Raw genomic sequence first — 13075 nt, 5'->3', positions numbered from 1 at the left:
TTAGTGATGGCAGATGCTCCAATAGCAGCAAGTCCCGTAGTGGGTCGGCCGTCGGTATTGTCATTGCCGATCAAGGAAAAATCTGCGCTCTATGCAGCCTACATGCCGTTTTTGCAAAACGGTGGGATCTTCGTGCCGTCGACCAAGCAATACAAGATCGGTGATGAAATCTATCTGATTCTTACGCTGATGGATGATCCGACCAAATACCCGATTGCCGGCAAAATCGCCTGGATTACGCCTGCGGGAGCGAACAATAACAAGGCGCAAGGAATAGGCGTGCAATTTTCCGCAGACGAAAGCGGTGCGCGCATCAAACAGCGTATCGAGGAATTGCTGGGCGCGGCATTGGGTTCGTCGCGCGCCACGCATACCTTGTAAAGATCGATTGCTCTTTTTCAGCAATTTCTTTATTTCAGCGAGTGAACAAGTAATCGAGCAAGTAATCGAACAAGCAGTTGAATAAACCGTCCAGTCAATCATCCAGTTCGCATTATTCTCATCGCCTTGCGACGGTGGATGATTTGCCAGCTATCGTCGCCATCTACAACAGCACGATTACTTCGCGCCAGGTCACTGCAGATATTGAGCCGGTTACTGTCGCATCACGATTAAGCTGGTTTAACGAACATTCAGCAGACAAACGGCCTATATGGGTAGCGGAAGATGCCGGTCTGATTATGGGCTGGCTGTCTTATTCCAATTTCCACGCGCGTGCTGCATATGCACACACGGCAGAGATTTCCATTTATCTGACGCAAGAGGCGCGCGGCAAAGGTTTGGGTGCCTATCTGCTGGCGGAGGCGATAGAGTTTGCGCCGACGATGGCTGTTCATACCTTGGTTGGTTTGATTTTTGGACATAACGAACCGAGCCTGAAATTGTTTGCACGCTTTGGTTTCGAGCAATGGGCCTGCATGCCTGGTGTTGCAACCCTGGACGGTGTTGAGCGAGATCTGGTGTTAGTCGGCAAGCGTGTTGCGTAGTCCCGTATAAGCAGACGATTTCGCGAATCTATCCGGTTCCTGGCACGGCCCTCGCAGCAAAATCGCCGGACGCGTACAATTCAGTCCCATGTATATCGATTCCCACTGTCACATCAATTTCCCCGAGCTTGCTGCGCGCATGCCGGAAATACTCGGCAAAATGGCCGAGAACGAAGTCAGCCACGCCTTGTGTGTATCGGTTGATTTGCCCCATTTCCCCAGCGTGCTGGAACTGGCCGAACGCCATCCCAATATCTATGCGTCGGTTGGCGTACATCCGGATTATGAAGATACGCCTGAGCCTAGCGTCGACGATCTTATTCGGTTGGCCGACAATCCGCGTATCGTCGCCATCGGTGAAACTGGCCTGGATTACTACCGGCTTGAAGGTGATCTGGAATGGCAGCGCGAGCGTTTTCGTACTCATATCCGCGCTTCGCGTGCGACCGGCAAGCCGCTGATCATACATACGCGTGCCGCATCTGAAGATACGATACGCATCATGCGTGAAGAGGGAGCAGGTACCGATGCAGGTGGCGCGGCAGGCGTCATGCATTGCTTTACCGAATCGCTGGAAGTGGCGAAGGCGGCGATGGAAATGGGATTTTATATTTCGTTTTCCGGCATCGTTACCTTCAAGAGTGCGAAGGATTTGCAGGCGGTTGCACGCGAGGTGCCGCTGGAACAAATGCTGATCGAAACCGATTCGCCTTATCTGGCACCGGTGCCGCATCGCGGCAGGGTCAACGAACCAGCTTTGGTGCGGCATGTTGCCGAATATCTGGCGACCTTGAAGGGCGTGCCGGTACAGCAGATTGCCCAACAAACGACCGATAACTTTTTCAACTTGTTCAAGATTGCACGGTAAATGATGATGGTGAATCCCAAGCTTTTTTCTCAGCGCGTACTCCGACTGAAATTTATTCGGAATTTGGCAACAAATCGCGCGCGCCGCGGCAGCCTGCAACTTCTACTCGCGCTGTGTGCGCTGACAGGTTTGCCTATGCTGGCGCACGCAGGTGCATATGACGATTATTTCAAAGCGGCCAAATTGGATGACGCTGCTACGATCAGCTCCTTGCTGCAGCGCGGTTTCGATCCGAATACGATCGAGCCTGAACGCGGCGATTCCGGTCTGATTCTGGCCTTGCGTGAAAAATCAATGAAGGCATTTGCCGTCTTGGTCAATGCACGTGATATCAATATCGAGCAACGCGCCAATAATGGCGACACGGCGTTGATGATCGCGGCCTACAATGCGAACAAGCAGGCAGTCGAAACCTTGCTCGCCAAAGGCGCAAAAGTAAATCAGGATGGCTGGACCGCCTTGCACTATGCTGCGGCGATAGGGGATAACGACATCGTGAAAATGCTGCTGGATAAATCCGCTGCAGTGGATGCGCCATCACCGAATAAAACCACGCCTGTCATGATGGCAGCGCGTGGCGGCCATATTTATACCGTGAAGGCATTGCTCGATGCTGGTGCCGACGCCTCGTTGCAGAATGACTCGGGGATGACAGCGATCGATTTAGCTCGGCAGGGTGGGCATAAGGATATCGTGGAAGGCTTGACGTATCGCTTGAAGAAAGCCGGCAAGCTTTAAGCGCCGCCACCATTGAAGTTTCGGCACGCCAGGACTAAAGATGTCGTCTGGTAGAAGGATGCGCCTTGCGTGAGGTATTGTTCAAGCCGCATTCGGCATAACGAATTTTTGTTTTAGCTTTTCGCACAAATCATCTACATCGGCGGTCGTCAAGCCCAGCGTTTCGGTGGCCATCTCTCCCCCTTCCAGCCACTCAATCGATACAGCATGTCTATGCTGTTGTATCGCTTGATCCACCAGACAGAAGATGGCAATCAGTTCGCGCACCTCGGGCGCAAATTGTTGGTCGGACATGACTTCATATGAATGATGTTTTTTGATGGCGAGCACGACACGTGGATCGGCGTGCCAATGTTCAGCCAGCATGGCGCCAACGAGTGCGTGATTGATGCGATGGCGTGAATTTTCCAGTTCGATAAAACCGCGATGCTCCAGCTGGTTTGCCACGGTAAGCGTGTCTCCGTAATCCAGAAAAGATGCCATCATCAACGGTATGCCGATATCGCAAAACAAACCGAAGTTATAAGCCAGCTCAGGGGCGACCTTGGTAGCTTGTCGCGCGACGTACATCATGCCCCATGAGCGTTTTTCGGAAACGTCCCAAAAGCGCGGCATCATCATTCTGCCGTGTGCCAGAGCCCGTCTTGCCATCAATCTAGTGATCACTGCGTGGCAATTGTTCAAGCCTATGACCGTAATCGCATCCTGCACGTTTTCTATGCGTCGACTCAGGTTGAACATAGCCGAATTGGAAATGGCCAGGAGATTGCCTGCGATTGCGACATCACGCTCTACCAGGTGAACGATTTTTTTAGTGCAGGGATCTTCAGTCGCCATTTCGCGCTGCAATGCAATCAGCAATGCGGGGCGCGGCGGAATATTGACAGGGCGCGCTAACTCGGCTGGCATGCCCTGATGATTATTGGTCGGATTGGGCGCGTACATGATGTTCTCCCAAACAATCAATGCTCGGACTTGACGGTGGCGCAAGCCTGCGAGCCGCGCACTTTCCCTGAAGCAAGATAGGCAAGATAGATGTGTTATTTATTTCTTATATGAAAAATAGAATAATCCTAGTCATAGGCTTTTGCATCTGAAATATTGCAAAATTTGAAGAAGAATGTGATTTTTTGCGAAAGGAAAAGGAGATTTCTTTATGGAAAGAATCTCTCCTGCCCTGCATGAAAAAAGCCTACTTCTCTCGTTGGAGAATGCAGGCTTTTTTGGGATGTCGCGAAAGAAAGATTAATCCCGCCAGATCAGTTCGATTTTTTTCTCAGCGGGCAATTCTTGCATTGCTTTTTACTCTCGCAGCATTTCTTTTTCTTGCTCATGACGGAATCCCGTTCCACGTTGATGCGACTGCGCTGCAATACCGCTCAGGTCAAACCATCAAACAGAATTACATCTACCAGATCGCCGGCTTTGACTTCAGCTCTGTCATGCTCCAGAACGACCATGCAGTTGGCCTCCGACATTGAACGCAATACCCCAGAACCTTGCGAGCCGGTGATGCGTACTTCCTGTATGCCTTCGCTGTTGCGACTTAAAATGCCGCGCTGATATTCGGTACGACCCGGACGTTTGCGTATCGCGGCTTGGGACACGACGCGCAATAGCGGCGGTGCTTCGACTGCCGATGCACCCATCATGTGCAGCAAGGCCTGGCGCGCGAGAAAATAGAACGTCACCATCACTGCAACCGGATTGCCGGGCAAGCCGAACAGATAGGCTTCCTTGCCTCTCGAAGCGATTTTCCCGAAAGCCATGGGACGGCCAGGGCGCATGCCGATTTTCCAGAAACCGACGTCGCCCAGTTGCGCCATCATTTGCTTGGTGTAATCGGCTTCGCCTACCGAGACGCCGCCAGAGGTGATGATGGCATCAGCGTTTTCGCACGCGGTGCGGAACGCAGCTTCCAGCACTGCCGGATCATCCTTGATGACGCCCATGTCGACGACGTCGCAGCCAAGGCGCGTCAACATGCCATACAGGGTGTAGCGATTGCTGTCGTAGACGCAACCTTCATCCAGTGTTTCACCGATCGAACGTAGTTCGTCGCCGGTCGAGAAGAAGGCCACGCGCAAGCGACGTTGGACAGGGATTTCACCTATACCCAGAGAAGCCAGCAAGCCAAGGTCTGCAGGGCGCAGAATTTTGCCTTTTTGCAGGGCCGGTGTGCCGGCCTTCAGATCTTCGCCTTTGAGGCGGCGATTGTCGCCTGTCTTCACTGCACCGGCTGGAATCGTCATGCCTGTATCGCTTGCATCGCGTACAAACTCTTGTGGAATCACGGTATCGCATTGCGCCGGCATGACGGCGCCGGTCATGATGCGTACGCATTCGCCACTGTTGACTGCGCCATCGTAGGCGCGGCCGGCGTAAGCAGTACCGATTACCCTGAGTTTTAAATCCTGGTCTTTGCTTAAATCACTGCCATGCAAGGCATAGCCATCCATCGCCGAATTATCGTGCGAAGGGACGTTGATAGGCGAAACGATATCAGCTGCCAGCACACGATCCAGCGCGCTGCGCAGGGCGATTTTTTCGACCGCATTGATAGGTTGTATCAGCTGATGAATGATGGCTTGCGCATCTGCGACCGGCAAGGCATCGGGATCGTAATCCGACAGACAACTGATCACGCTGGAGAGTGTGTTGCCGGCAGGCTTTGCCTCGGGAATCACCGTTGAATTCAGAGCAGAATTCACAGAGGAATCAACATCGTTGGACATGGGATTGTCGTCATCTAAAAGGTTGGCGTCGCGCAGGATGTGCGCATAGCGGAGATTCATGGTGCGGTCGCTTCGTATTTTCTCAAATCGTCCAGCGTATTGATATTGCGGAACGCGTCTTCATCGTCAAAATGAACTTCAGCTACGGTCAGCGATGCATACCATGCGTCGAATTTGCGTCCACCTTCTTGCAAGTACAGTGTCAGGTGCGGCAATAACGATGCTTTTGCCAGGCAAAAGACCGGATGCGGCTGCCGCGATTCACCTTCGCCGGTGACGGCCACAGCGAGGTCGGCATTTTTCTCTTCCAATCCTGCGGCCAGACGCGCGACCAGATCCTTCGGCAAAAAAGGCGAGTCGCAGGGCGCGGTTACCAGGTAATCCGTCTCGCAATGCGCCATGCCGGTTTGCAGGCCGGCCAGCGGCCCGGCAAAACCTTGCATTTCATCCTGCCAGACCGGCACGCCGAAGCCTTCATATGGCGCGATATTCTGGTTGGCATTGATCATCACATCACCGACTTGCGGCGACAGACGCATCAACACATGCAAGGCCATAGGTGCATCACGGAATAACTGCAAACCTTTGTCGACGGTACCCATGCGTGTACCGCGTCCGCCTGCGAGTATGAGTCCGGTAATTTGACTGGTATCCATTTTTAAATCGTTTCGATATCAGTTGAAAGGGAGAAAAACTAGCCGCCGATGTAGGACATCTCGACCTTGCGGTCGGCATTCAAACCGTCAGTATTGGCAGTGCGCAATTCCGAATAGCGATCGGTGCGGGCGCGCCAGATATGCGCGATGACAGTGGAAATTTCTGCATCCGTTTTGTCGCTGCGCATCAGTGCGCGCAAATCGTGACCGCCGGTGGCGAACAGACAGGTGTAAAGCTTGCCTTCGGTCGACAGACGTGCGCGGCTGCAGTCGCTGCAAAATGCTTGCGTCACGCTGGAGATGACGCCAATTTCGCCGCCGCCGTCACCGTTCTCCTCAAGATAGCGCCATCGTCCTGCGGTTTCGCCGGTGTAATTCGGGGCAATGGCTGCCAGCGGCATTTCGGCATGGATGCGGCGCACGACTTCGGCCGACGGGATGACTTCGTCCATCTTCCATCCGTTTGATGCACCCACATCCATGTATTCGATAAAGCGCAGGATGTAAGGCGTATTTTTGAAATGGCGCGCCATCGGCACGATTTCCTGATCGTTCATGCCTCCCTTGACGACCATATTGATCTTGATCGGGCCGAGGCCGACGCGATGTGCCGCTTCTATTCCTTCCAAAACATCAGAGACGGCAAAGTCGACGTCGTTCATTTGCTTGAATACTTTGTCGTCGAGCGCGTCGAGCGATACCGTGACGCGCTTCAAACCGGCATCTTTCAGGGCTTGCGCCTTGCGTGCCAGCAATGAGCCATTGGTGGTCAGCGTCAGATCAAGTTCGCGGCCATCCGGCGTACGTAATGCACTGAGCATTTCGATCAGCTTTTCCACATTCTTGCGCAATAGCGGTTCGCCGCCGGTCAGGCGAATTTTTTCGACGCCATGCGCGACGAACAGGGATGCGACGCGGGTGATTTCTTCAAAGGAAAGCAGTGAAGAGTGCGGCAGGAAGGCGTAATCCTTGTCGAACACTTCTTTCGGCATGCAATAGACGCAGCGGAAATTGCAGCGATCAGTGATCGAGATGCGCAAATCCTGCAATGGCCGGGCAAGCGTATCCGCCAGCAAGCCGGTGGGTGTTTCCAAGCGTGCCGGGATGACCGGTATCTTGTTCAGATAGCGCAGGTCTGCGAGCGGAATGATTTTTTCAGTCATGGCGAAAGTCGTGTAAGTACCGACATTGTAAGTGTTTCACACGGTGGCTGTCGAATTGCAGCAGGCGATTTGTCTGGACTCCTAATGTGAACAGATGGTGCGCAAGTACGGGTTTTGCAAGTAAAAACATGAGAAATATGACAATGTTTGTATGCAAGTCATCAGCGAGCCGAACCCAATTGGTTTAGACTTGCGCTATAAAATTCAGGAGAACCAATGAGTATCACGATAGAAGCAGTCAAGGCAGCATTGTCCACAGTAATCGACCCGAATACCGGCAAGGATTTAGTCAGCAGCCGTTCCGCAAAAAACATCCAGATCAATGGCAATAATGTCTTGTTCGATGTCGAACTCGGCTATCCCGCCAAAAGCCAGATAGACGGTATCCGCAAGGCGTCGATCGCTGCCGTGCGTACCATCGAAGGTATCGGCAGCGTCACTGCCAACGTTCATTCCGTCATAGTCGCGCACTCAGCGCAACGCGGCGTGAAGTTGATGGCTAACGTCAAAAACATTATTGCTGTGGCATCTGGCAAGGGCGGCGTTGGCAAATCGACGACTTCTGTCAATCTGGCACTGGCTCTGGCCGCAGAGGGCGCCCAGGTCGGCATTCTCGATGCGGATATCTACGGTCCGTCGCAACCGATGATGATGGGTATCTCCGGCCGGCCGGAAAGTGCCGACGGCAAGACCATGGAACCGATGGAAAATTATGGCCTGCAGGTTTCCAGTATCGGTTTCATGATCGATCCGGATGAACCTATGGTGTGGCGCGGCCCGATCGTGACACAAGCCTTGACGCAATTGCTGGAGCAAACCAATTGGCGCGACCTTGATTATCTGATCGTGGATATGCCGCCGGGCACCGGCGATATTCAATTGACGATGTCGCAAAAAGTACCGGTCACCGGTGCGGTGATCGTCACGACGCCGCAAGACATCGCTTTGCTTGATGCGCGCAAAGGTTTGAAAATGTTTGAGAAGGTCGGCATTCCGATTCTCGGCATTGTCGAAAACATGAGTACGCATATCTGTTCGAATTGCGGTCATGCCGAAGCAATTTTCGGTGAAGGCGGCGGCGAAAAAATGTGCGGCGAATATGGTGTTGATTTCCTTGGCGCCTTGCCGTTGACGATGTCGATACGCCAGCAGGCTGATTCCGGCAAGCCTACCGTTATTGCAGATCCCGATGGTCCTATTGCCGACATCTACAAACAGATCGCGCGCAAGATTGCCATCAAGGTCGCCGAAAAAGCCAAAGACATGTCATCCAAGTTTCCGACCATCGTGGTCAAAAATGACTAAGTAGGGCTGCTTGATGTAATACGTGTTTACACGTATGGTTGTTTTAAAGTATTAATGTCGTTGAGTAAGTATTGATGCGTGGGCAGTAATTGCTCACGCGTTATTCATGATTTTCCTTCATCGTTTGCAAACGTGATTTTCACAGACGAAATCCGATTTGCAGTTTCGGCGCACAATAGTAAAAGCGTCGCTATCGTTACAACGACAGGCAGAATATGCCGGAATGAGGAGACATGGAGACAGAAGCAATCCGCATTGGCGTCATCATGCAATGCATACCATTATCAAGTCGTTGGCAGCCTTTTCAATGGCAGCCGATTGAAATCGTTGGGCAGGTATCGGAGCAGAGTGCGCCTCGTTGCCTGCGTAACGATCCGAACGATACGCGCTGGTTATTCAGCGGTATCGACGTCACGTTGTGCAGTAGTGAGGCCGAAGGGTATTTCCTCAATATCAGCGCACCTGCACCGTGCTGGTTCATCATGTGGCGCATCGAAGAAATCGACGGCGCCGAACTCGCAGTTCCCAAATCGGTCACCTTGTCATACAACGAGGCAGCACGCCTGATGGATGGCGGCGAACGGGTAGACACATTACTCGCGTCCGCTGAAATCATTGAGCGCCTGACTGCCTTTACCCACGACTATTACCATCCAGAGCCTAAGCGCAAACACAAGAAGCCATCATTTGAAGGCGGCGAGGGTGTCGACAAGATGGCACGCGCAGAAGGTGAAAAAAATGGCGGCTGAAGATTTCTTCACGCGCTGGTCGCAAAAAAAAACCTCGGCGACAAAGGTAGCTGACGCGGGAAATGCATCGGCAGACATTCCCGCGCATCCGTTGAACGAGGCGCGCCCGGATAACGAAGGCAACGCGAGTCCTGATGCAACAGTCAAACCCTTGCCGACGCAGGATGATGTCGACAAGCTGACCCACGATTCCGATTATTCCGCCTTCATGTCGCAAGGCGTGGATGAATCGGTCAAACGGTCTGCGATGAAGAAATTATTCACCGATCCGCATTTCAATATCATGGATGGATTGGACATCTACATCGATGATTACAATAAATTTGAACCGATTTCGCCGGCCTTGCTGGCGTCGTTGAACCACGCTAAGGCCTTGCTCGATCCCTTGTCGCAACTCAAGACGCCGTTAATGCGTTTGCTTGAAAAGATACCTGAAAAGCCGGAGCAAGATACGCTCGAAAATGTTCCAGCCTCCGAGGGCGAGCCGACTCCGCCGGCGGAGATGGCGCTCGCAGACGATGTTCGAAAAGAAGAGCATGTGCAACAGCAAAACCCGCAAGAAGGCGAGAGTGCGAAGGAGATACGGGAAAGTGAATCCGACATAAAAGTACCGGTTGTAAAAGAACCCGGAGCGATACGTAACGTTGACGACGTTTAAGAAAATTCTTCCAGCCAGCATCTACAAGCCAGCCAATGACCACAGAATTCAAAATATGTAATTGCAACCGCACCATGCCGCTCGACGCTGCTGCCGGTATCCAACTCGGCAAGGTGCTCGGTACCTCGGCGCTTCCGGTTGCCACGGAACTATGCCGACGCGAAGTCGGTTCCTATCTGGCCTCGCTTGATGGGGTAGATGATGTTGTCGTCGCCTGTACGCAAGAGCGCGGTTTGTTTGCCGAACTTGCGCAACAGAAAAATGCGGTCGCGCCTTTACGTTTCGTGAATATTCGCGAGACAGGCGGTTGGGGCGCGCAAGCGAGAAGCTCTCTGCCTAAAATGGCAGCGCTGCTGGCCGCCGCTGCACTGCCGGATCCTGAACCTGTTCCCACGGTTGATTATCAGTCTGCCGGACATGTATTGATTATCGGCCCGGCAGATCGCGCATTGTCGTGGGCGCAGCGCCTAGGTTCGCAACTTGACGTCAGTGTTTTGCTGACTGGCAGCGTCGGTGGCGAGATGCTGCAGGATCGCGAGTTTCCCGTTTTTTCCGGGAAGCAGGTTGCCATCTCAGGCTGGCTGGGTGCATTCACCGTGAAATGGCAGCAGGCCAACCCTATTGATCTGGAAACATGTACGCGGTGTAACGCCTGTATAGAAGTCTGTCCGGAAAACGCAATCGACCTGACTTACCAGATTGACCTGAATAAATGCACATCGCATCGCGATTGCGTGAAGGCGTGCGGGACGATAGGGGCGATCGACTTCACGCGCATCGCGACTGAGCGCAGCAGCGAATTCGATTTGATTTTCGATTTGTCCGATGTTCCCTTGCTGACTTTGCACCAGCCGCCGCAAGGTTATTTCGCTACCGGTGCATTGGCAGAAAAGCAGATGGATCAGGCATTCAAGCTGACCCAAATGGTGGGCGAATTCAGCAAGCCGAAATTTTTTCTCTACAAGGAAAAATTGTGCGCGCATGGCCGCAATGGCAAGATCGGCTGCACATCCTGCATTGATGTTTGCTCGGCAGAAGCGATCAGCCATAACGGCAATCAAATCAAGGTAAATCCCAACCTATGCGTTGGTTGCGGTGCGTGCACGACAGTTTGTCCATCGGGTGCACTGGCTTACGCCTACCCGCGCGTGACCGATACTGGTACGCGTGTAAAAACAATGCTGAACACATACGCAAAGGCTGGCGGCACTCAGCCTATGCTGTTGTTGCATAACCAGGAGCAGGGTTCGGCCCTGGTGAACCAAATCGGTCGCCAGGCGCAGGCTCACGGGAAATTACACGGAATGCCCGCGCATGTGATGCCGATTGAGCTTCATCATGTGGCCGCCACCGGGATTGATGTCTGGCTTACTGCTCTTGCATATGGCGCTACGCATGTGGCGATCCTGACAACAGCACAAGACGCCCCGCAATATGTCAGTGCACTGACGCAACAGATTGATATTGCACAAACGATATTGAGTGGCCTCGGTTATGAAGGGGTACATTTGTCGCTGATTCAGGCGTCTACTGCGGCTCAACTTGACGCCGAATTGGCCTCAATTGAGCCGGCACAAGTGCCGGCGCAACGCGCCTTGTTCAATATCGTTGCCGACAAGCGCAGCACGCTGGAATTGGCAATTGACCATCTGAAAACCCATGCGCCATTGGCGGTCGATGCAATTCCATTGCCGGCCGGCTCTCCCTATGGCGTGGTCATGGTGAATCAGGATGCATGCACTTTGTGTATGTCGTGCGTAGGTGCCTGTCCCGAATCTGCATTGACGGATAATGCAAACCTGCCGCAATTACGCTTTCTCGAAAAGAACTGTGTGCAATGCGGTTTGTGCGAAAAAACCTGTCCCGAAAATGCGATTACGCTGGCGCCGCGCCTCTTGCTCACCAGTGCTGCAAAAGAACTGCAAGTCTTGCATGAGGCCGAGCCGTTCCATTGCATCAGTTGCCACAAACCGTTTGGCACAGCAAAGATGATCGAAAACATGGTCAGCAAGCTGTCTTTGCACGGTGCATTTTCCGGTAATGTCGATAGACTCAAAATGTGCTCGGATTGCCGCGTAGTCGACATGATGGCGAACAAGCAGGAATCGTCTATCAATGGTTTGAAATAAATGGCAATAGTTGATTTCTATGCCTTGGTTTAATTGAATAGAAAGGTCGGACAGCATCCCATGACTAGCGCCCAATCAATCAAGTTTGAATCGCAGGATCAAGGTGAGGAAACTGCGCGCGCTGATTTGTACGGCCTGCTCGCGACACTTTTATATGCACCTCCATCGCAAACTTTGCTCGATACGATAGGCAGCGCAGCTGTACAAGGCGAGAGTGTGCTGGAGCTTGCATGGGCAGATGTGGTCGCAGCGTGCAAAGCCGCGCAGCAAGAAGCGGTGCGGGAAGAATATGAATTACTCTTTGTCGGTGTCGGCAAGCCGGAAGTGATGTTGTACGGCTCTTTCTATCTGTCCGGCTTCCTGATGGAAAAGCCGCTGGCCGAGTTGCGCACCGATCTATCCTTGCTTGGTTTGCAGCGTTCGGATGATGTCGTTGAAAGCGAAGATCATTTGGCTTCCTTGTGCGAGGTGATGCGCTATCTGATTGCATCAGACGATGTGGTCCATGCCAATCTGGCCGCTCAGGAAAAATTTTTCAATACGCACATGCGCGGATGGGTGCTTGATTGCTGTAATGCGCTGGAAGCGAGCTCCAATGCACGCTTTTACAAGCCGGTTGCGCGTTTGGCACGTGTGTTTTTTGAGGTAGAAATGCAGGCTTTCGATATGGCTTAGGTAATAGAAGTGCTGAAATTGAATGGTGTCTTATTTGACTATCGATGAATTTTTTTCATCTGAAATAAATTTGATCCAAATCAGTGCGTTTTCTTATTATTAGTCGTGCAAGTTGCTAAAAGGTATGCTAACTTGCACATACAGTGCATAGGAATTAAAAAGCATATTACGTCCTGATCCATTTACAGGAGACGATCATGTCCGAGCAATCCCGCATTCCCCGTCGTACTTTCTTTGCAGGTCTAGGCCTTGTCGCAGCAGCTGGCGTCGCGGCTAAACTTGCTCCCGAATCTGCTACATCCGCTTTGGAAAACGCACTGTCCCCGCAAGAGCCGGAAGGTGACAGTTACCGTTTGACCGAGCACGTCAAAAAATACTACCGCACGACCACAATTTAATAACGAGGTGACGTC

General features: G+C 52.5%; 14 protein-coding genes. 10 read left to right on the top strand and 4 right to left on the bottom strand.

Annotated elements, in window-relative coordinates; all coding sequences use genetic code 11:
- Nucleotides 1-6 precede the first annotated feature (6 nt).
- The 4 genes from ACFQO0_RS16250 to ACFQO0_RS16235 all read left to right on the top strand — a co-directional run bounded on the left by ACFQO0_RS16250 (nt 7) and on the right by ACFQO0_RS16235 (nt 2592).
- On the top strand, nt 7-381 hold the full coding sequence (locus ACFQO0_RS16250) for a PilZ domain-containing protein (protein ID WP_382236740.1): 375 nt from the start codon (nt 7-9) through the stop codon (nt 379-381).
- A gap of 77 nt (nt 382-458) precedes the next feature.
- The gene (locus ACFQO0_RS16245; RefSeq protein WP_382236737.1) at nt 459-986 is read left to right on the top strand and encodes a GNAT family N-acetyltransferase; all 528 of its coding nucleotides are present in this window, start codon (nt 459-461) and stop codon (nt 984-986) included.
- 88 nt (nt 987-1074) lie between these two features.
- On the top strand, nt 1075-1854 hold the full coding sequence (locus ACFQO0_RS16240; RefSeq protein WP_382236734.1) for a TatD family hydrolase: 780 nt from the start codon (nt 1075-1077) through the stop codon (nt 1852-1854).
- A gap of 54 nt (nt 1855-1908) precedes the next feature.
- Nucleotides 1909-2592 carry an ankyrin repeat domain-containing protein gene (locus ACFQO0_RS16235; RefSeq protein ID WP_382236927.1) on the top strand — a complete coding sequence of 228 codons (684 nt, stop codon included), beginning with the start codon at nt 1909-1911 and terminating at the stop codon, nt 2590-2592.
- Nucleotides 2593-2673: 81 nt separating this feature from the next.
- On the opposite strand, the gene ACFQO0_RS16230 is transcribed toward ACFQO0_RS16235, so the two are convergent.
- The 4 genes from ACFQO0_RS16230 to moaA all read right to left on the bottom strand — a co-directional run bounded on the left by ACFQO0_RS16230 (nt 2674) and on the right by moaA (nt 7146).
- Nucleotides 2674-3537 carry an HDOD domain-containing protein gene (locus ACFQO0_RS16230; RefSeq protein WP_382236732.1) on the bottom strand — a complete coding sequence of 288 codons (864 nt, stop codon included), beginning with the start codon at nt 3535-3537 and terminating at the stop codon, nt 2674-2676.
- Nucleotides 3538-3971: 434 nt separating this feature from the next.
- Nucleotides 3972-5387, bottom strand: a complete 1416-nt coding sequence (gene moeA, locus ACFQO0_RS16225; RefSeq protein WP_382236729.1) for a molybdopterin molybdotransferase MoeA — start codon at nt 5385-5387, stop codon at nt 3972-3974.
- Nucleotides 5384-5983: a molybdenum cofactor guanylyltransferase MobA gene (mobA, locus tag ACFQO0_RS16220; RefSeq protein WP_382236726.1), complete on the bottom strand. Its 600-nt coding sequence runs from the start codon at nt 5981-5983 to the stop codon at nt 5384-5386. Before mobA ends, moeA begins: the two co-directional genes overlap by 4 nt.
- Before the next feature lie 38 nt (nt 5984-6021).
- Nucleotides 6022-7146: a GTP 3',8-cyclase MoaA gene (gene moaA, locus ACFQO0_RS16215; protein WP_382236723.1), complete on the bottom strand. Its 1125-nt coding sequence runs from the start codon at nt 7144-7146 to the stop codon at nt 6022-6024.
- Nucleotides 7147-7362: 216 nt separating this feature from the next.
- Between moaA and apbC the strand changes: the two genes are divergently transcribed.
- From apbC to ACFQO0_RS16185, 6 genes are all read left to right on the top strand, one after another.
- Nucleotides 7363-8451, top strand: coding sequence for an iron-sulfur cluster carrier protein ApbC (gene apbC, locus ACFQO0_RS16210; protein ID WP_382236721.1), 1089 nt, complete (start codon nt 7363-7365; stop codon nt 8449-8451).
- A gap of 233 nt (nt 8452-8684) precedes the next feature.
- The gene (locus ACFQO0_RS16205) at nt 8685-9200 is read left to right on the top strand and encodes a DUF3305 domain-containing protein (RefSeq protein ID WP_382236718.1); all 516 of its coding nucleotides are present in this window, start codon (nt 8685-8687) and stop codon (nt 9198-9200) included.
- Entirely contained in the window at nt 9190-9858 is a 669-nt protein-coding gene (locus tag ACFQO0_RS16200) for a DUF3306 domain-containing protein (protein WP_382236716.1), read from the top strand. The genes ACFQO0_RS16205 and ACFQO0_RS16200 overlap by 11 nt, the downstream gene beginning before the upstream one ends.
- Nucleotides 9859-9893: 35 nt before the next feature.
- Complete coding sequence (locus tag ACFQO0_RS16195) at nt 9894-11987, top strand: 4Fe-4S binding protein (protein WP_382236713.1); 2094 nt, start codon at nt 9894-9896, stop codon at nt 11985-11987.
- Between the two features lie 60 nt (nt 11988-12047).
- Complete coding sequence (locus ACFQO0_RS16190; protein ID WP_382236710.1) at nt 12048-12662, top strand: TorD/DmsD family molecular chaperone; 615 nt, start codon at nt 12048-12050, stop codon at nt 12660-12662.
- A gap of 197 nt (nt 12663-12859) precedes the next feature.
- Nucleotides 12860-13060, top strand: coding sequence for a hypothetical protein (locus ACFQO0_RS16185; RefSeq protein ID WP_112992308.1), 201 nt, complete (start codon nt 12860-12862; stop codon nt 13058-13060).
- The last annotated feature ends 15 nt before the right edge of the window (nt 13061-13075 follow it).

Source organism: Herminiimonas aquatilis, from assembly GCF_042665175.1.
GTDB lineage: Bacteria > Pseudomonadota > Gammaproteobacteria > Burkholderiales > Burkholderiaceae_D > Oxalicibacterium > Oxalicibacterium aquatilis.
The sequence above is the reverse complement of the archived record's forward strand: the minus strand, read 5'-3'. Positions and strand labels throughout refer to the sequence as shown.